The following is an 18,435-nucleotide window of genomic DNA, read 5'->3' as shown; positions in this document are numbered from 1 at the left end:
GCGATCCGGAGGACATCAATCGGACATCGAACAGCTTCGTCAAAGCCATTGCGCCATGCACCAGCATGGCACTTCAGACTTTTCCTTGCTGTTCAATGTCCGATTAACGCCTGATGGCACAATTTTGTGAGTCCGTGCCCTCACTTTGCGGGCCGATCTTTTTCTCCCTTCAGGCTTGTGCCCGGCAGACTTCCTGACAGCCTTGTGTCAGGAGACTGACAGGAAGTGCGACAAAGCGGAACAAAGCCGCAACCACCCCCTTTCCTCACGCGCGCAACCGGACCATATTGCGCCCATGAGCAAGCGCCAGAACACCTCAGGGCCAAAATCCCCTTCCGACGATCCTTCCGCAGACGGCTTCGGCGAAGCCCCTCAGAAACCGCTCTCCGGCACGCCCCTGTCCGGCTCGATCAGCGACTGGGCCGCCGAGATCTCCGAGGAAGCCGAAAGGCCCGCGCCGAAACAGGCAGCAAAGAACGCTGGCAGGGGAAAAGGGCCCCCTGAGCAAAGCGAAGGCAAGGCCAAGCGGCCGCCGGCCGTTCAGGCCGCCCCCGCGGAGGCCAGGGCGAAGCCCGGAACGGCCGCGAGCGCGAAGAAATCCGCGAGTGCAAAAAAGGAAAAACCGACCAAATCCTCCCGCGGCACCTCCATCGGCAAGGCCGACAGCGCCCGGGAACGCGCCTCCGGCGGGCTCAACCCGGTGGCCGGTCTCGACATGACGCTGGAGGAGGCGGAGAAGCTCGAGGCCGAGCTCAAGGAACACAAGAAGGCCAACAAGAAGAAGGCCAGGGAATCGAAATTCGGCGAACTGACCGGCAACCAGGGCGCCACCGCCACGGTGGAGGCCCTGTCCGCGCTGATCGAAAGCGGCAATCCGCTGCACAAGAACGGCGAATTGTGGGTGCCGCACCGGCCCGAGCGTCCGGAGAAATCCGAGGGCGGCGTGCCGATCGTGCTGAAATCCGAGTACGAGCCCAAGGGCGACCAGCCGACCGCCATCGCCGACCTTGTCGAGGGCATGAACAGCGGCGAGCAGACCCAGGTGCTGCTCGGCGTCACCGGCTCGGGCAAGACCTATACGATGGCGCAGGTGATCTCGCAGACCCAGCGCCCGGCGCTGATCCTGGCACCGAACAAGACCCTGGCCGCCCAGCTCTACGGCGAGTTCAAGTCCTTCTTCCCGGACAACGCGGTCGAGTATTTCGTCTCCTACTACGACTACTACCAGCCCGAAGCCTATGTGCCGCGCACGGACACCTATATCGAGAAGGAAAGCTCGATCAACGAGCAGATCGACCGCATGCGCCACTCGGCCACGCGCGCGCTGCTGGAGCGCGACGACGTCATCATCGTCGCCTCGGTGTCCTGCATCTACGGTATCGGCTCGGTCGAGACCTACACCGCCATGACCTTCGCCATCGAGGTCGGCGAGCGCATGGACCAGCGCCAGCTGATCGCCGACCTGGTGGCCCTGCAATACAAGCGCAACGACGCCGCCTTCCAGCGCGGCACCTTCCGGGTGCGCGGCGACACGATCGAGCTGTTCCCGGCCCACTACGAGGACACCGCCTGGCGCATTTCCATGTTCGGCGACGAGATCGAGGCGATCACCGAGTTCGACCCGCTGACCGGGCAGAAATCCGGCGAGCTGAAAAGCGTCAAGATCTACGCCAACTCGCACTATGTCACGCCCAAGCCGACCCTGAACCAGGCGATCAAGTCGATCAAGGACGAGCTGAAGCACCGGCTGGAGGAACTGAACAATCACGGCCGCCTGCTGGAGGCGCAGCGCCTGGAACAGCGCACCATGTTCGACCTGGAGATGCTGGAGGCCACCGGCTCCTGCCAGGGCATCGAGAACTATTCGCGCTATCTCACCGGCCGCAAGCCGGGCGAGCCGCCCCCCACCCTGTTCGAATACCTGCCCGACAACACCATCGTCTTCGCCGACGAGAGCCACGTCACCATTCCGCAGATCGGCGCCATGTACCGGGGCGACTTCCGCCGCAAGGCGACGCTGGCCGAATACGGCTTCCGCCTCCCGTCCTGCATGGACAACCGGCCGCTGCGCTTCGAGGAATGGAACGCCATGCGGCCGCAGTCGATCGCGGTCTCGGCGACGCCCGGCTCCTGGGAGATGGACCAGTCCGGCGGTGTCTTCGCCGAGCAGGTCATCCGCCCGACCGGGCTGATCGACCCGCCGGTCGACATCCGCCCGGCCACCAGCCAGGTCGACGATCTCCTCGGCGAGGTGCGCGAGGTCGCAAGCAAGGGCTACCGCACCCTTGTGACCACGCTGACCAAGCGCATGGCCGAGGACCTGACCGAATACCTGCACGAGAACGGCGTGCGCGTGCGCTACATGCATTCCGACATCGACACGCTGGAACGCATCGAGATCCTGCGCGACCTGCGCCTCGGCGCCTTCGACGTGCTGGTCGGCATCAACCTGCTGCGCGAGGGCCTCGACATTCCCGAATGCGCCCTGGTCGCCATTCTCGACGCCGACAAGGAGGGTTTCCTGCGCTCCGAAACCTCGCTGATCCAGACCATCGGCCGCGCGGCCCGTAACGTCGACGGCAAGGTCATCCTCTATGCCGACCACATGACCGGCTCCATGGAACGGGCGATCGCCGAGACCAACCGCCGCCGCGAGAAGCAGCTCGCCTACAACGCCGAACACGGCATCACCCCGGAAAGTGTCAAGCGCAACATTGCCGACATTCTCGACAGCGTCTACGAGCAGGACCACGTCACGGTCGATGCCGGCTTCGCCGAGGAAGGCTCGCTGGTCGGCCACAACCTGGCCGCCCATATCGAGAGCCTGGAAAAACAGATGCGCGACGCCGCCGCCGATCTCGACTTCGAGACCGCCGCGCGCCTGCGCGACGAGATCAAGCGTCTCCAGGAAACGGAACTCGCCGTCGCCGACGACGCCATGGCCCGCCAGTCCGACGTCGACAGCAAGTCCGGCGGCTACAAGGGCGACCGCAAATTCGGCGCCGGCGGCACCAAGGAGGGCGCGTCCGGCAAGAAGAAACTCACCGCCCGCGACAAGGCCCGCGCCGCCAAAGACAAGAATGCCCTCCCCGCCCCGAGCGCCAAGGTGCGCAAGAACACGCTCGACGAAATGACGGTCGGCCGCACCGAAGTGCCGCTGGGGTCGGACGATCCGAAGCCGGTGGTGCGGGGCAAGATCGGCGCGGGATCCTATGAGGATCCGGCGGAGGAAAAACGGCGGCGCGGCCGGCCGAAGAAGAGTGGACGGCCGGGGCGGTAGGCTTCTATTGAAGCGCACAAATATCACGGGTTGCACTTCCAATGATTCTCTTCGATACTTTTAGTGGAAAGAGAAAAGTTGAAGACAATGCTAAATTACATATCTCTAAATAACTTTCGCGCTTATAGACAGCAGAGATTCGATTTTTCAAAAATAAATATTTTTATGGGCGCAAATAACACAGGTAAATCTTCTGCGTTGAGCGCCATTAACCTGCTAGCGCAGACTATACAAAATAGAAGATCAGCCGATAGCCCTATTGTACTGAATGGTGTCCACGAAACACTCGGCACATACACAGACACTGTGTCAGGGAATAACCCAAGAACAAAAATGGGGTTGGATTTTGGATTTAATGGATTTGATGCTTCATTCGAAGTAAAATACAGGACACAAAGAAGAGAAATTGAACTTACAAGGTTCTCTCTCAGCAGAGACAATCGGGAAATTTATAGATACTCAGTTAGAAAGGACTCATTTGATAAAAAGATATTTGGAAAATCGATCGAAACCATCATTCCAGGGGTAAAAAAGGGACGCCCCAATATTAATTGGTTCTGGCCGTATGAATCCGAACTATATTTCGCACGGTCTAGATACGAGGAACTCCCAGAAAACAAATTGCTAGTTGATGCCGGCAGAACATTGATGACCGCTGAACGCAGGTTGTTTGAACTATTTTCAAATTTTGATTCGTTGAGCCCATTTCGAACCCAGCCAGAGCGCGCCTACCTATATTCAGGTGAAGCGCCTGAAACTGTTGGCAGAAATGGAGACCACGGAATCTTACTTATTGCTAACGACTCCTCTAAAAGAGGTTCGCAACAAATTGGAATTTTACAACACATCAATGAATGGTTTCAAGTAACTGGTATTGCAAAGGGCATCAAAGTAAAAAGTCTAACGCCAAGACACTTCGAAATATGCATCATTGATTTTAACGGTGGAGAGCACAATATATGCGACGTCGGTTTTGGATGCAGCCAAGTTCTTCCTGTCCTAACTGGGGGATTGAACCTATTTTTAAGGGGGAAGCAAAAAAGAAGGCGCGCTCAACCTATGTTTGTCGTGCAAGAGCCTGAGATTCACTTGCATCCAAATGCGCAAGCTGCACTTGGGTCTTATTTTGTAGGCTTAAGTAACTTGGGCGGGCAAATTTTTATTGAAACTCACAGTGACCATCTCGTGCTTCGTATTGCACGGCATATTGCGAGAAAAGAATTACGAAAAGAAGATGTCGCAATATACTTCATCGAAGACAACAGAGGGGAAAAAGAGATAAATCGAATTGAATTTGACGATGATGGAGCATTTTCCCCCTCTTGGCCCGGCGGCTTTCTCCCTCAACGCAAGTCAGAAAGCTTGGCACTCGCAAAAGATCGGATTTCAGAAACAAAACAAGAAATGAAACAACTAGAGTTTCCATATCTTGAGAAGACAGAACAATGAAATTTGGAATCGATGCCAATTTCTTTAAGTATTTCATTGACGAACACGTAGCTGATGAATTGGGCTCGTTTGCAAAATGTTTCACTAAGGTGGAAGATCATGGAAAGATTGTTACAGATGATGATGACTATATCTTACATGAATGGAAGGAATGCACCGGAACACATGCAAATGAATTCGCTGAAGAATGGATAGCGGAGAAACTTGCTCAAAACATCATAGTAAGAACGAAAAGCTCTGGCTGCCCGCAGACGAAAAGAGAAGCAACAAACTTGGGCATGCCAAAAAAAGATGCAAAAATACTATCAATTTATAAAGATATTGGAACCGATTACATTCTATCGGAAGATATAGATTTCTTTTGTCCTCAGGCAAAAAAATTGAAGAATGCACAAAAACAAAAAATAAAAGCCGACCGCACGGGGCCAATCTGCAAGTATGCGGAAAAGAAGATAGGTATAATAATATGCGATTGCAATTATTTCTTAGAGCTTGAGCTTCACTAAATTATGTTGATTATTGCGTAGTGTGAATTGGATGTACTGAAACAGTATTGACCTGACAGTCTCCGCTCGTCGAGGCGGGTTATGCGGCTTTGGTTCTGGGTGGCGTTTTCTCCTTCTTCTGCTGGATTTTGGGCAGGCCGTCCTTGAAGGCCTGGGCCGGGGTTCTACCGTTCATGTTGCGGCCCTGATGCGGGCGCCTGGTATTGTAGTGGACAAGGTATGCGTCGAGAACCGTCTGCATCTCCTCCACGCTCTCGAACCATGTTCGCCTGCCTTCAACGCGGAAATGCTCGTCCAGAAGCGTGCGGTGAAAGCGCTCGACAATGCCGTTCGATTGCGGCCGCTTGACCTTGGTGGTGCGATGCTCGATCTCCTCCAGTTGCAGGAACAGCTCGTATGGATGACGGTCCGGCCGACCGCAGAATTCCCGACCGTTGTCGGACAGCACCACCTCGATCCTGGCGTTGGCCGCCTCGAAGGTTGGCAAAACGTCGTTGTTCAGGATGTGAACCGCGGTGATCGGCAGTTTCGAGGTATAGAGCCGTGCCCAGGCATGACGGGAGTGGCAGTCGATGGCGCTTTGCAGATAGATCTTGCCGACGCCCTTCAAGGTGCCGACGAAGAAAGTGTCCACGGCCACAAGACTGCCCGTGTGAGGGGCTTCGATGTGGCGTTCCCTGAACTCCGGCGAGAACCGCTCCAACAGGCGGATCTGTTCATCCGACAGGTCTATTTTGCGCTCCGCAGTCGCCTTTTCCAGGCGCAGCAGGCGCTCGTGCTTGGTCAAGAGGCCATGGCGCTGCCAGACCCCGCGCACACCGCCGGAGGAGACCTGAAGCCCCTTCAGCCGCAGTTCCTGTTCCACGCGCAGGGCACCGTGGCAGGGGTGCTCAAGGGCATGGTCGAGAACCGCCGCCTCGATCTCTTCGCTCACCCGGTTCGGGTGCGGTCCCTTCGCGCCCGGCAGGCGGTCGACGAGGCCGTCGGCGCCATAGGTCTGGAAGTTGCGCCTGATCTCGTAGAACTGCTGGCGCGAGTAGCCCATCAGCCGGCAGGCCTTCGAAACGTTGTCCAGATCCTTTGCAAGATCGAGCAGGGAAAGCTTGCGACGTGCTATCTTGTCCTTCGTGGTCATGTTGTCTCCGTTGGGTTGATGAGTGTTGTGGTGACTTCATCTAACCCGCCAACGGAGCGACATGGCCATACCTTCGTCAGGACGCGCCCGACTCTTGCGGTCGCGCGTCCATCAAAATGGCCGAACTGTCAGGTGATTACTAAAGCAGGACAAATTGGAGACTGTCACATGCGCGCCATCCTGGCCATTCTGGGTGCCATCGTCGGCGCCGTCGTCGGATATTTCGGCGCATTTTTTACCGCCTATCCGATCTTCGTCGCCATCGAGGGCAGGGATATGAATGGCGGCATTGCCATGGGGGTCGCGGTGACCGTCGGGCCGCTGATGGCGATCGTCACGGCGATCCTCTCCCTGTTCCTGGTGCTGAAGCTGGTCAAGCCGAAGGCCCGGCCGGAGCCGGTGCCCGATCCGAACGAGGACCCGGACGAAAAGTACTTCCGCCCGCCCCCCGGCAAGAGCCCCGGCCCGGACACCCAGACGCTGGTCGCCGTCGGTGTGGTTGCCGTGCTGATCATCTCCGGGGTGATCTGGCTGAACGGGTAGGGGGACTTTTCCGGAACCTTTCCGGGCTGTCCCAAGGGGCACTGCTGCGCCTTTTCCAAGCCCCACAGAAACCAATGGATCCCTGATTTGCGCTTCGCTTGCCAGGGATGATTGCCGGGGAAAAGGCACGCCTTCACCCTCCGGGTCATCAACTCATTGCGCTCATTTCGTCTCTGATTTTTGCATTTAGGATGACGATGATCTTTCTCATGAGTGCGGAGATGGCTACGATAGGCTTCTTTCCGTTTTCAATAAGCCTTTGATAGAAGGCACTTAACGGTCCTTTTGCTCGCGATCCAGCCAGTGCGGCCATAAAGACGCCTTTGCGAACTTCGGGTCGTCCTCCCCGCATTTTGCGGTAGCCTTTTAGGGTTCCGCTGTCTCTGGGGTGCGGCGCCAGCCCCGCGAGGGAAGCAGCCTGCCTTCGGGTTAGGGTACCCAGCTCTGGCATCGTTGCGAGCAAGGCAATGGCTGTCCGTTCCCCCACACCAGGCAAAGAACAGCAGATCTGCATGCGTCGTGACAGGGTCTGGGAGGAGGCGATCAGGTCTTCGATCTCCTCGTCGATCCGGTCGATTTGCCTCTGCACACAGGCAATGACGGTCTTGAACGATCTCACAAGTCTCCTGTTGTTGGCAGGGGCCTTCAAGCGATTGGTCTCGGCTATCTTGATCGCCATGAGCCCCTCCCGCCGGCTTACCAACGCAGCCAGCTCCCCTTGTGCCTCGTCTTTGGGTTGGAGCAGCGGGAGCTGTTTCCAGCGTTCTTCGCCATATTGAGCAAGTGCCTTGGCATCGATGGCATCGGTTTTTGCCAGCCGGCCGAAAGACTTAATGAACGCCTGGACCTTCAGGGTGTCGGCCCGGTGGCAGGCAACGCCTTGCGCTATCAGCTCACTCACCAGGAGAGCCTCGTGTCCGCCAGTGGGCTCGCACACAACCAGTGCGTCCGGACCAAAAGAGGCGACCAGTTTGGCGATCGCGTCCCGATTGTTGTCGATACTCGTCAGTCTCTGCTGTGTCTGATCAAAGACCACCAAAGTGTCTTTGGAAACATCAATACCGACCACATGGGACGGTGCACATTCAAGAACGCTCATGAAGATGGTATCCTGTTCATGCTTCGGATTGTTTGCGGGCGTGCGACCAGCGGCCCATCCAACTCTCCAAGCGGGAAAAGGAAGCGACAGAGAACCTTGATGACAACGGGTGAAAACCCTATCCCGGCTCGGTCGTCTGTCACTGGTCTCCCGGAATTGCAGTCCGGGAGACCAACCCCACTATAAAACCTCTTCAGACAAACAATCCCGGCCATGAGCCCCAATCCACATCACAGCTCGCCTGGAAATCGGGAAAGGCCACTGGCGATCAGCATCGTCCTGCCTTTCCCATAGGCTACAGGAGCCAATGGATCCCCGATCTGCGCTCCGCTTGTCGGGGATGACCAGCGGGGGTTTGGGCGCGGTCTAATCAACTTTGACTTGCACAATAATACGATAGGCGTCAGAAGAGCTGCATGGCGTTTTTCGTCTATGTTCTGGCCAGCCGGCAGCGAGGAACGCTTTATGTCGGCGTGACCAACAATCTGTCTTTGCGGGTCTACCAGCACCGGGACGGTTCCGGCAGCGGGTTCACCCGGCGCTACAAGGTGACCCGGCTGGTTTATTACGAAACCCATGAGGTACCGGAAGAGGCAATCGCCCGTGAGAAGCGCCTCAAACGCTGGCCACGTGCCTGGAAAATCCAGGCCATCGAGCAATTCAATCCGGATTGGCGGGATCTTTACGAGGACTTGAACCGGTAGATGGCCCGCGGCGAAACCGGAAGTTTTGCCGAGGGAAATGGCACGTCTTCATCCCAAACTCGGAGTCATCCCGGCCATGAGCCGGGATCCAATCCGCCTCTCAGCCCGCCAGAAAATCGGGAAAGGGCGATGCCGATCCACACCGCCCTGCCCCTTTCAAGAGCCTCGGGAGCCAATGGATCCCCGATCTGCGCTGCGCTTGTCGGGGATGACTGCCAGGAAAAAGGCGCAACCGGTATCCACCCACTGAGTCATCCCGGCCCCGACCCGGGACCCGATCCACATCACAGCCCGCCTGGAAGTCGGGAAAAGGCACAGCCAAGCCACACCGCCCTGCCCCTTTCAAGAGCCTCGGCAACCAATGGGTCCCCGATCGCGCTTTGCGTGTCGGGGATGACCGCCGAAGCGTAGGGTATGTGCCGGTGCCCATACCGGATCCTTTTGACCCTAGATCCCCTTGAACAGCACCCCGGCGGCCAGCACGGCCCAGGAGCCGATCAGCAGGTGGATTGTGGAGACGCCGATGCTCGGGACGGCGATGCCGAGCATCGGCAGGACCGCGACGACGAACAGCGCCAGGGAAATCAGGAAAACGATGAAGGATGGGGGTGTCAGTCGCATGAAGGCCTCCGTGAAAATCTTTGTCGTTCGACCCGCCCTGCCCGTTGCCCGTGGACCGGACGGATCTTTTCAATCTCGTGCCGTCCCGGAATCGTCCTGCCCGGCCGGTCCGGCGCGGCCACATGAGCCGCGGCCCCGGGAATTGTCAATGCGAGAAGTGACAGTGCCGGCAGGATGGTGCCTGTGGCGGATCAATGCCGTCTTGCCGTTCGCCGCCCGGAGACACCGGCAGGCGCTCCCGCGGCCAGGCCGCGAACCCGCGCGCCCTTTTGAAAAAATCAGAACACCCAGCCGGTGGAGATCCAGGTGATTTCGTCGCCATTGACATAGATGCCGATCTGCGCCGGGGCCTCGGCATCTTCCTCGGCATAGAACCACAGATGGGCGTCGCTGCCGTCGCCGGTCTTGAAATAATAGCCGGCGCCTTCGTTCACCGGATCGCGCAGGTCGGCGGGCGAGAAGTGCTGGTCAAAGCGGCCATGCACCAGGATCCCGCCGTCTTTCGGGCAGAGTTCCAGCAGGCGCGTCCCGGCGTCGCTCACCACAAGGCCCGACGGTCCGTCGTCGAATTCCACGTAGTCTTCCAGATCCCGCAGGGACAGGACCTCGCCGTCCGCCGGACAGACCGGCGGTTCGGCCGCCGTCTGCAGCGGTTCCTGCCGGGTCAGCTGGACATGCACCGACAGCGTGCCCTCGGTATAGGGCAGCTGCTTGTTGGCCGTCTTGGTGCGCACGAAATTGGTGATGTCGATCAGCGCCTCGGTGAGGCGGACACTGTCCTTTGCGGTCAGAACGGCCGAAAAAGCCTCCATGAACGGGCTGTTGTCACCGTCTCCGTCGAGCGCCTGGTGGTCAGGCTGGGCCGAATAGACCACCATCAGGTCCCGGAGCTGGTGATTGACCCGGGCCAGGCCCTTGGAATCGCTCTTGAAGCCCCTGGCGAGCGCACGGGTGGCGGCGAAAGGATTGTCGCGGCAGGCATCGACAATGAGGAGCTTGACCCCGGTCGTTGCCGACAGCGCGTCCAGAAATTCCTCCATCCTGATTGCCGTCTGCTCGAACTGTTCCTTCGTGGCGGCGCCGGTGTCGGTCGGCAGGAGGTAATTGACATTGTTGGCCTGCACGCCGTGGCCGGCATAAAAGATCGCGGCGATCTCCGCATCGGCGGCCCTGGTCTTGAACTCCGCCAGGGCGGCGCGCATCGTCGCCGCATCGGCATCCAGCACCACGACGGTGTCGAAGCCGAGCGCCGCAAAGGTGCGCGCGGCAAGATCGGCATCGTGCGTTGGATTGTCGAGCGGCGTGACGTCCTGGTAGGCCGAGTTGCCGATAATCAGTGCGGTGCTGGCGGCCCGGGCGGCGCTAACGGTGCAAAGAGCGACGATGAGGGGCAGAAGGAGACGAACAAGAACCGGTTTCATGAGCACCACGCTTTTGGTTTCGCTTTTGTCCACGAACCCGCAGTCTACACGGAAATCCACGCCCTCGCCGCAAAATGACCTTTGGTCAGGACTACGCCGGTCCCCACAAGGTATTCATTGACACCGCCGGATCCCACGCCATTGTTACTAATAGTAATTTCGTTCAAGACGCGAACCGGCCAACGGTTCCACGAACAGGATCTGGCGGTGCCCGCAGGGAACTGTCCGGGAAAGAGGGTGCTTATGCGATTTGTTTTACCACTGGCCGTTCTGGGGCTGGCGTCGAGCCAGGCGTCGGCCGAACTGACCGCCACGGACTTCGGCGACTGGTCGGTCTCCTGCAACGCCAAGAACTACTGCATCGCCGAAACGGACGGCGATGCCTCCAATGGCGAAGCGTTCCGGCTGAAGATCGAGCGCGGCGCCAAGGCGGAAAGCGAGGTCTATGTCACCTTCGACCCGACCACGGAGCTTTCCGTCGGGCTGCCGGCACGCATCGAGATCGAGAGCCTGGAAGAGGACAATTACGGCTATTTCGGCAAGGTCTCCAAGGTCTACAAGGGCAACGAGATGACCTTTGGCGGTTCGGCGGACCGCGACCTCATGGAAAAGTTGCGCATGGGCGAGGACGCGGCGATCCAGATCGAGTTCGGCGGTGCCACCGGCACGCTGACCTACGAGGTCTCGCTGAAGGGCATCACCCATGCGCTCCTGAAGATCGACTCCGAACAGGGCCGCATCGGCCGCACTGACGCCATTGTCGCCTGGGGCGGGCTGCCGGCGGACGCCGACGCCGCCATCGCGGCCCCTTCCGTTGCATCGGCGCCCGAGGCTGCGCCCCCTCCTGCTCCGGCCCCCGACACGGCATCAGACACGGCGTCGACCGCGCCGGTGGACGACCTGCCGCCGCCGATCATGCCGTCCCAGGAGACCAACAACAGCGGCATCGATCGCGGGCCGCAGGGCCAGGTCTATGAGCTCAGCGAGATTCCGGACGAGATCCAGATGATGGGCTTCCGCGCCCTGAACTGTCAGCTCGAGGAAACCGTGCCGGCCTTCGGCGCGCACTATTTTGCGGAAGGTGACGTGGAAACCTGGATCGTGCCGTGCCAGATGGCCGACGCCAACGTGCCCTTCTACATGGCGACCCATATTCCCTTTAACCCGTCCCTCGACGAATGGAAGGAATTCGAGACCCCGCCGGGCTTCAACCAGCCGAACCACGCCCTGGTCAACAACCTCTTCTATGACCCGTCGAGCGGCCAGGTCACCGGCACCACCTATTTTTCGCCCAACTATGATTGCGGCGCGTTCGAGCGCCACGAGGTGGAGGCAGAAAGCGGCAACTACGTCCTGATAGAATATCTGGAAAAGTCCGACTGCGACGGCGTCACAGGCCCGCCCGAGGGCTGGCCGCTCAGCTGGACCATCGACGAGATGGGGGGCTGAGAGCGGTTAGCCTGACTATAGGACAACGGTAACGGGGCGAAGACATCGCCCCACTCGCGGCGTCATCCCGGCCCTGAGCCGGGACCCAATCCACGTCGCCAGTCGGGCGGACACCAGGAACGGGCAAAGCCGATCCGAACCACACTGCCCCTTCCACAAGTCACGGCAACCAATGGGTCCCCGATCGCGCTGCGCGCGTCGGGGATGACCACTGAGGAGTTGGCCAGCGCTGCGGTCCCTTGATCCGGCGTTGCCGACCGCCCCTCACTCCCCGAACAGACCGTAAAACGTCGCGCATTGCAGCACCATCACGCCGTTCATGGTCCGGGCGTTCATGTCGACGACGATTTCCGCATAGGCGTCCTTCGAACCGATGATGTATTCCAGTTCCGTCTTGCAGGCGTCGAGGCCGCCATCGGACTCGATCAGGATATCGCTGCTCCCGCCCGAGGACTGCAGGTTCAACGTCATCGCCGCCGGGTTCTCGTCGGCATGCGGGGCCAGGGTGATCGACTGGATGTCCTGGCCGGCGATCCGGTAGGTCAGGAACTGCTGATAGGCGGATGCCGGGGCACTGCCCAGCGCAAGACAGAGCAGGATCGGGACAATCGGGAACTGCATGAAATCCTCCGGGAAGGGCACCGAAAAGCGCATTTGAACAAGGCCCTATTTCTGCGCGCGCCAGCGGCCACGTCAACCTGGCACCGGCGTCAGCCGCAGTAATTGCAGTTGGAATAACTGCCGCAGTCGAAACCCGTGCCGTCGTAACAGGTGCAGTCGCAATGGTTCAGATAGGGGTAACCGGGCGGGCAGCAGGTCTGGCCGATGTCATTGCAGTAGTAGGTGATGCAATCCAGGTAGCCCGCGCCATAGGTGGCGGCACAGTCACCGCAATCGGCCCTGGCGCGTGCCGTCAGGCCGATCGATGCCACCGCCGCCAGGCCGGCATAGCGCAGAACCAGCACTGCGAAGCCGCGTCGCGTAAGCCCCTCGCCCGGGCCGCCTGCCGGAATCGGCAGCACCGCATGCTCACCGACCGGGACAATGCGCCCATGCGCAGCGCGGGCAACCATTCGGGCCCGGCGGACGGCATAGCTGGCAACATGGGCGAGGCTCAGCACGGCGAAGACACCTCCCGCCAGACCCAGTATCGCAGTTGGCAAGGCCCCGCCCCCCGCGACCGCCGACAGGACCGCTCCGCCAAAACAGGAGACAGCTGCCCACAAGGCAACGCGCATGCAAGCCGGACAGCGGCCGAATTTTCGGCTCCAAAATTCACGTATTCGAGATAAGTTCATCTTGGCGGACCTCCTTAATCGGAACCAACCAACTATCGAACAATGAGCGAATTTGAGAAAAATATCAATTGCGCACAGTAACAGTACGTATATATGCTTCGCGGAATACAAGTAATTTCGCGCCAAAGATACAGGAAAGCCATCTTGCAACGTGCCCAACCGGACCGGTACCGGCCGAAGACGGCCGGGCACCTGAAGCGTTCGCACGGCCCCGGGGATTAACCATAGAAGCAAATCCCTTAAAATCCCGGGGATATCTGTCTTTTTGGGGTAACACTTCACAATGTATTCTGGCGCCGGTTCGCGCTGAGTCGTTGAAACCCCCGGGCCTTATGGGTTAATAAAGGGTAAAGGTATTGCGTATCTCTCGCCGGGCGGCGCCGGCGTGAAAGTCAGGAGACAGGAATGGGCATTTTCTCGAAATCCTCGCGACCGGGCGAAGGCCAGGAACAGCGGGTCGAGACCGGGGCGGAGGCAGGCAGCACGCAGGACGCCGTTGAGACGTCCGAGAAGACCAATGTCGAGCATCTCTCGCCCTTTGCCCTGAGAATGCAGGAAAAGATGAATCAGCTGGACGGGCTGAAGTCCCGTATCGGCGGGCTCAACCAGACCTTCGAGCAGATGGAGGCCTTCGCCGCGGAAAGCCAGACCTCGATCCGCATGATGTCGGAATTCCTGGAAGTTTCCCGCGCAAGCGTCGAAACCGAGGTCCGGCTGAAATCCGAGAATGCCAAGATCTCCACCGACCTGCTCGACGCCGAGCACAAGGTCAAGACGCTGACGACCCAGCTCGAGGACGCGCAGGCGGAAGTCCATTCGCTGCGCAAGCGCGCGACCGAGACCCGCACGGCCCTGGAAACGGCGCGCAACGACATCGTCTCGATCCGCGACAACAACAAGAAGGTCAACGAGGAATACCGGCTGCAAAGCGCCAAGCTGGTCGAGGCCAACTCCCAGGTGTCCGACCTCAGCGGCCAGCTCAACGACCTGAAGGCCAAGTTCGAAACCCTGGAAAAACACGCGGAAGGCCTGGGCTCCGACCTGGAAGCCGTGCGGCACCGGGAAAAGGAACTGCAGCAGAACCTCTCCGAAAGCGCAAAGCTGCTGGAGGACGAGGTCCGCAAGAACAACCAGAGCACCAGCGAACTGGAATCGGTGAAACGCGAACTGGTCGAGTTCCGCAATGACAATATCGACCTGAAATCCCATCTGGACGTGTCCAGCCAGGAGCTGGTCTACGCCAAGTCCCGCCTCGAGGAAGAGCAGCGCAAGCACGACAACGAGGTCTACGCGCTCAACGCGGAAATCGAGAACCTGTCCTCGCAGCGCCGCATCGGCGCCCAGTCGCTGCAGGAAATGGCCCGCGAGAATTCCACGCTGAAGGAACGCAACCGCGACCTGATCAAGCGCATGCAGGAAATCGAACACCTGCTCGACAGCGCCCAGAAGAACCACGAGAAGGACCGCAACGAGCTGATGGCGACCACCGCCAAGCTGCGAGAGGTCAACCTGCGCTACAACTCGGCCCTGACGGACCTCAACCACCAGCGCAACCAAAACCAGAAATTCGCCGACAACCTGGAAGACCTCATCGAGGAAAACAAGCGCCTGCAGCGCTACAAGATCCAGGTGGACACCGCCAACGAGCAGATCGTCCAGCTCAAGTCCGTCATTGCCAACTACCAGATGGCGATGGAAGGCCGGGGACCGGCCGAGGAACTCGGTCTGACCGAAAGCAGCGACCCGGCGGCGGAACTCGGCATCACCGAACCCCTGTCGGCGGAACTCGATCCGATGGACATCGACACCCTCACCTCGGACGGCGATGATGACAACGGTCCGGACGATGACGCTCCGGGCGGCGGCGACGACAAGATCGTCAAGCTGCGCGACTGACCCGTGCCCCCGGCCGGGTGTGATCCGTCCGGCACCCGAATGTTCGTCAAGACGGCCCCGGCTATCAGTCCGGGGCTGTTGTTTTCTGCATCCGGCCCTGCCCGAAACACCGCATTCCAGGCCTGAAAACCGCAACCCCAGCCCAAATAAACGCGATCAAGATGCCAGCCCGGTTCCCATGACAACGCTCGTGACACAGGTTACTGCCGCCATCCTGCTGCTCCTGCTGGCCCCGTTCATGATCGCGCTGGCCCTGCTGGTCTGGGTCGTTGACCGCCAGTCTCCGCTCTATCTCGCCGGCCGGACAGGCAAGGACGGGCGGGCCTTCCGGATGGTGAAGTACCGCAGCATGCGCAACGGCAAGACCCTGGAACCCGCGATCACGGCGGTCGGCGACGCCCGCGTGACGGCGCTCGGCCGCATCCTGCGCAACACCAAGATCGATGAACTGCCGCAGCTGATCAACATCTTGCGCGGCGACATGGCGTTTTTCGGCCCCCGTCCCGAAGATCCGGGCATCGTGGACCGGTGTTACAATGAAAGAATGCGCCGGTCGCTGGATTTCAAGCCGGGCCTGTTCAGTCCCGGAACACTGTGGGCGCTGGAAAACTTCCGGAAACTGGAGGGGGCCGAGGACCTGGAAACCGCTTATGCCCGCGATATCCTGCCAAAGCGTCTGGTGATCGACACGGCCTATTTCAGGCGCCCGTCAGCGGGCGCCAACCTGCGCCTGGCACTGGCGACGATGGCAGTCCTGGTCAAGCGGATCGGATCGCCCCGTTACCGCGAATGACGCCGTTCAACCAAGTTCGGTTTCCAGGAAAGCGCAGATCCGGGCAGCATCTTCCGGTCGAAGGCCCATGTGCACGGGCAGACGGACCAGGCGAGCCCAGCTTGAGGAGGCTCCCGGACAGCTGGCGGCATCGATGTGTCCGGCATACCGGGACAAATGCAAGGGCTTGTAATGCGATTGCAGGCCGAGCCCACGCCTGTCGCTTCCCGCCAGCACCCGCCGGGCACCCTCCCGGTCGGGACACAGGAAGGCAAAGCTGTAGCCGTTTGCCCGCGTCGCCGCGTCCGGGCGCAGGATGTCCACCGGAAGACGGCTCAGGCGCTTCTCGTAATAGGCCCAGATCGCCCGGCACTTGAGCAGGATTTCGCTGGCATGCCGGAGCTGGCCGTAGAGCAGAGCCGCGTTGAGATCCGGCATCTCGAAGCTCGAGGAAACGGAAGTCCATTCGTAATGGCTGACTTCCTTGCGGGCAAAGGCGGGATAATTGGTTCCACGTGCCAGCAGTTCCTCGATCCGGTCCTTCAGCACCGGATCATCGCTGTTCAGCACCAGCGCCCCGCCGTGCCCGCTGCTGATGATCTTGGTTTCGTGGAAGGAAAAGGCAGCGAAGAGGCCCGCCGTTCCAACGGCCCGGCCGTCCTGTGTTGCCCCATAGGCCTGGGCAGCATCCTCGAGAATGACGACACCGCGTCTTTCGCACAGGGCCCGGATTTCCGTCATCGGGGCTGCCGCGCCGCCATAATGAACCACCACAACGGCCCGGGTCCTGCTGGTGAACCTGGCCTCCAGCGTCTCCGCCGTCACCATCATGGTCGCCGGATCGGTGTCGGCCAGAATGATCCGGGCGCCCATGCGCGCGAACGCGGTTGCCGTTGCGCAAAACGTGAAGGACGGCACGACGACTTCGTCCTCCGGGCCGAGATCAAGCGCCAGGGCGGCAATTTCGAGCGCGGACGTACAGGAATTGGTCAGGAACACCCGGTCATGGCCGACATGCGCCCCGACAAGCGCCCGCGCCTTGCTGGAAAAACCGCCACCTGCGCGCAGGTGTTTGCTGGCGAGCGCCGCGGCGACCGCATCATGGGTGGCTGGCGGCACATGGGCGGCATGGAAGCGGATCGGCTGCCCTGCCGACATGTCCGGCCTCATTCGGCCCTCGTGCGCAGATGCTCGGGCTGCCGCCGGGCACGGGCACCGAGTTCCGCGCAGATCGCGCGCAGTTCCCGGTCCACGGAGCTTTTCTGCCGGTAGCCGAGACCCCGGATGCCGGTATCGTCGATGCGATAGGCCACGTCGTTCCGGATCCGGTCCCGCACATAGTGAAGCCCCGTGTTCTTTCCCGTCGCCGCGAACACAAGCCGGGCCACGTCAAGCACGGAAAGGTCCTCCTCGCCGGAAATGTTGAAGACACGAAGCGGATCGGTCCCGGACGTGTTCAGGGCAAGACCGATCGCCGCGGCAAGATCGCCGACGGGCAGGAACGTTCTTTCCTGCCTGCCGGTGCCTTCGATCGTCAGGCGCTGTCCTTTCAGCGCCCGCATGACAAAACGCGGGAACAGTTTTTCCGCATGCTGACCGGTTCCGACGGCATTGGTCGGTCGCAGGATCGTGGCGTTCAGGCCGTCTTGCGCCGCCATCATCACCGCCTCTTCCGCCATGGCCTTCGAGCTGGCATAGGGCGACGTCGGACGCAGCGGAGCGGTTTCCCGGACATCGTCCGTCACCGCGCCATAAACCTCGTCCGTGCTGACATGGATGAAATGCTTCACGCCGGCCTCAAGGGCACCTTTCAGCAGGGTCTCGGTTCCGGTCACATTCACGTCAAAGAAGAGTTCCGGGTCGGCGAAGGAACGCGGCACGTGCGTTTCCGCCGCGAGATGGATGACGGCATCGGCTTCGTGAAGCGCCGCGGCCACGTCGATCCTGGAACGGATATCACCGCGCAGGACAGGCAGGTCCCCGGCTTCGCTGGCCGGGGCAAGCCTGCGGAAATCCGCGGCATAGGAGACGCTGTCCAGGATGACGGTTTCCGCAACATGCGCCATGCGGCTGACCTGCTTGAAGACGCGGGCTCCAATAAAGCCGAGGCCGCCGGTCACAACGACCTTGCGAAAGGAAATGTCTTGTTTCGGTGCAACTGACTTTGCGCATTGTTTCATATTGGCACAATTCCCGATCAATACAGCATTTGATTGCATTATCAGCAGAATTCGTGCCAGCCCGTGCCGGGACTGCGAACGG

The 18,435-nt window shown here is 60.1% G+C and carries 16 protein-coding genes; 8 read left to right on the top strand and 8 right to left on the bottom strand.

Going from position 1 to position 18,435, the window contains the following annotated elements:
* The first annotated feature begins 295 nt into the window (after positions 1–295).
* The 3 genes from uvrB (at position 296) to O6760_RS15865 (ending at position 5,235) form a co-directional block, all read left to right on the top strand.
* Positions 296–3,280 carry an excinuclease ABC subunit UvrB gene (uvrB, locus tag O6760_RS15875; RefSeq protein ID WP_269580688.1) on the top strand — a complete coding sequence of 995 codons (2,985 nt, stop codon included), beginning with the start codon at positions 296–298 and terminating at the stop codon, positions 3,278–3,280.
* Between the two features lie 87 nt (positions 3,281–3,367).
* On the top strand, positions 3,368–4,729 hold the full coding sequence (locus O6760_RS15870) for an AAA family ATPase (RefSeq protein ID WP_269580687.1): 1,362 nt from the start codon (positions 3,368–3,370) through the stop codon (positions 4,727–4,729).
* Positions 4,726–5,235, top strand: coding sequence for a hypothetical protein (locus O6760_RS15865; protein WP_269580686.1), 510 nt, complete (start codon positions 4,726–4,728; stop codon positions 5,233–5,235). The genes O6760_RS15870 and O6760_RS15865 overlap by 4 nt, the downstream gene beginning before the upstream one ends.
* Before the next feature lie 79 nt (positions 5,236–5,314).
* Here O6760_RS15865 and O6760_RS15860 read toward each other — a convergent pair whose 3' ends face one another.
* On the bottom strand, positions 5,315–6,370 hold the full coding sequence (locus O6760_RS15860; protein WP_269580685.1) for an IS481 family transposase: 1,056 nt from the start codon (positions 6,368–6,370) through the stop codon (positions 5,315–5,317).
* Between the two features lie 168 nt (positions 6,371–6,538).
* Between O6760_RS15860 and O6760_RS15855 the strand changes: the two genes are divergently transcribed.
* Positions 6,539–6,913, top strand: coding sequence for a hypothetical protein (locus O6760_RS15855; RefSeq protein ID WP_269580684.1), 375 nt, complete (start codon positions 6,539–6,541; stop codon positions 6,911–6,913).
* Between the two features lie 148 nt (positions 6,914–7,061).
* Here O6760_RS15855 and O6760_RS15850 read toward each other — a convergent pair whose 3' ends face one another.
* Positions 7,062–8,012 carry an IS110 family transposase gene (locus O6760_RS15850; RefSeq protein WP_269580683.1) on the bottom strand — a complete coding sequence of 317 codons (951 nt, stop codon included), beginning with the start codon at positions 8,010–8,012 and terminating at the stop codon, positions 7,062–7,064.
* A gap of 416 nt (positions 8,013–8,428) precedes the next feature.
* On the opposite strand from O6760_RS15850, the gene O6760_RS15845 reads away from it, so the two are divergent.
* Positions 8,429–8,716 carry a GIY-YIG nuclease family protein gene (locus tag O6760_RS15845; protein WP_269580682.1) on the top strand — a complete coding sequence of 96 codons (288 nt, stop codon included), beginning with the start codon at positions 8,429–8,431 and terminating at the stop codon, positions 8,714–8,716.
* 447 nt (positions 8,717–9,163) lie between these two features.
* Here the strand turns inward: O6760_RS15845 and O6760_RS15840 are convergent, their stop codons facing one another.
* On the bottom strand, positions 9,164–9,337 hold the full coding sequence (locus O6760_RS15840; protein WP_269580681.1) for a hypothetical protein: 174 nt from the start codon (positions 9,335–9,337) through the stop codon (positions 9,164–9,166).
* Positions 9,338–9,615: 278 nt separating this feature from the next.
* Positions 9,616–10,758 carry a caspase family protein gene (locus O6760_RS15835; protein WP_269580680.1) on the bottom strand — a complete coding sequence of 381 codons (1,143 nt, stop codon included), beginning with the start codon at positions 10,756–10,758 and terminating at the stop codon, positions 9,616–9,618.
* 243 nt (positions 10,759–11,001) lie between these two features.
* Between O6760_RS15835 and O6760_RS15830 the strand changes: the two genes are divergently transcribed.
* Positions 11,002–12,207: a DUF1176 domain-containing protein gene (locus tag O6760_RS15830; RefSeq protein ID WP_269580679.1), complete on the top strand. Its 1,206-nt coding sequence runs from the start codon at positions 11,002–11,004 to the stop codon at positions 12,205–12,207.
* 264 nt (positions 12,208–12,471) lie between these two features.
* Here the strand turns inward: O6760_RS15830 and O6760_RS15825 are convergent, their stop codons facing one another.
* The gene (locus tag O6760_RS15825; RefSeq protein WP_269580678.1) at positions 12,472–12,828 is read right to left on the bottom strand and encodes a hypothetical protein; all 357 of its coding nucleotides are present in this window, start codon (positions 12,826–12,828) and stop codon (positions 12,472–12,474) included.
* Positions 12,829–12,917: 89 nt separating this feature from the next.
* The gene (locus O6760_RS15820; protein ID WP_269580677.1) at positions 12,918–13,370 is read right to left on the bottom strand and encodes a hypothetical protein; all 453 of its coding nucleotides are present in this window, start codon (positions 13,368–13,370) and stop codon (positions 12,918–12,920) included.
* 540 nt (positions 13,371–13,910) lie between these two features.
* On the opposite strand from O6760_RS15820, the gene O6760_RS15815 reads away from it, so the two are divergent.
* Positions 13,911–15,401 carry a hypothetical protein gene (locus O6760_RS15815; RefSeq protein ID WP_269580676.1) on the top strand — a complete coding sequence of 497 codons (1,491 nt, stop codon included), beginning with the start codon at positions 13,911–13,913 and terminating at the stop codon, positions 15,399–15,401.
* A 190-nt stretch (positions 15,402–15,591) separates the two neighbouring features.
* Complete coding sequence (locus O6760_RS15810) at positions 15,592–16,194, top strand: sugar transferase (protein WP_269580675.1); 603 nt, start codon at positions 15,592–15,594, stop codon at positions 16,192–16,194.
* A 6-nt stretch (positions 16,195–16,200) separates the two neighbouring features.
* Here O6760_RS15810 and O6760_RS15805 read toward each other — a convergent pair whose 3' ends face one another.
* On the bottom strand, positions 16,201–17,331 hold the full coding sequence (locus tag O6760_RS15805; RefSeq protein WP_269580674.1) for an aminotransferase class V-fold PLP-dependent enzyme: 1,131 nt from the start codon (positions 17,329–17,331) through the stop codon (positions 16,201–16,203).
* Positions 17,332–17,339: 8 nt separating this feature from the next.
* On the bottom strand, positions 17,340–18,353 hold the full coding sequence (locus tag O6760_RS15800; protein ID WP_269580673.1) for an NAD-dependent epimerase/dehydratase family protein: 1,014 nt from the start codon (positions 18,351–18,353) through the stop codon (positions 17,340–17,342).
* Positions 18,354–18,435: the final 82 nt, after the last annotated feature.

Origin of the sequence: Roseibium sp. Sym1 (assembly GCF_027359675.1) — a bacterium.
Taxonomy (GTDB): Bacteria; Pseudomonadota; Alphaproteobacteria; order Rhizobiales; family Stappiaceae; genus Roseibium.
This window is presented reverse-complemented; position numbering and strand designations above follow the sequence as displayed.

Bases quoted from the DNA above. Each gene is read 5' to 3' on its own strand.
- O6760_RS15845 (WP_269580682.1), top strand. From the start codon at position 8,429: ATGGCGTTTTTCGTCTATGTTCTGGCCAGCCGGCAGCGAGGAACGCTT.
- O6760_RS15855 (WP_269580684.1), top strand. From the start codon at position 6,539: ATGCGCGCCATCCTGGCCATTCTGGGTGCCATCGTCGGCGCCGTCGTC.
- O6760_RS15830 (WP_269580679.1), top strand. From the start codon at position 11,002: ATGCGATTTGTTTTACCACTGGCCGTTCTGGGGCTGGCGTCGAGCCAG.
- O6760_RS15805 (WP_269580674.1), bottom strand. From the start codon at position 17,331: ATGTCGGCAGGGCAGCCGATCCGCTTCCATGCCGCCCATGTGCCGCCA.
- O6760_RS15865 (WP_269580686.1), top strand. From the start codon at position 4,726: ATGAAATTTGGAATCGATGCCAATTTCTTTAAGTATTTCATTGACGAA.
- O6760_RS15840 (WP_269580681.1), bottom strand. From the start codon at position 9,337: ATGCGACTGACACCCCCATCCTTCATCGTTTTCCTGATTTCCCTGGCG.
- O6760_RS15815 (WP_269580676.1), top strand. From the start codon at position 13,911: ATGGGCATTTTCTCGAAATCCTCGCGACCGGGCGAAGGCCAGGAACAG.
- O6760_RS15800 (WP_269580673.1), bottom strand. From the start codon at position 18,353: ATGAAACAATGCGCAAAGTCAGTTGCACCGAAACAAGACATTTCCTTT.
- O6760_RS15870 (WP_269580687.1), top strand. From the start codon at position 3,368: ATGCTAAATTACATATCTCTAAATAACTTTCGCGCTTATAGACAGCAG.
- O6760_RS15835 (WP_269580680.1), bottom strand. From the start codon at position 10,758: ATGAAACCGGTTCTTGTTCGTCTCCTTCTGCCCCTCATCGTCGCTCTT.
- uvrB (WP_269580688.1), top strand. From the start codon at position 296: ATGAGCAAGCGCCAGAACACCTCAGGGCCAAAATCCCCTTCCGACGAT.
- O6760_RS15850 (WP_269580683.1), bottom strand. From the start codon at position 8,012: ATGAGCGTTCTTGAATGTGCACCGTCCCATGTGGTCGGTATTGATGTT.
- O6760_RS15860 (WP_269580685.1), bottom strand. From the start codon at position 6,370: ATGACCACGAAGGACAAGATAGCACGTCGCAAGCTTTCCCTGCTCGAT.
- O6760_RS15825 (WP_269580678.1), bottom strand. From the start codon at position 12,828: ATGCAGTTCCCGATTGTCCCGATCCTGCTCTGTCTTGCGCTGGGCAGT.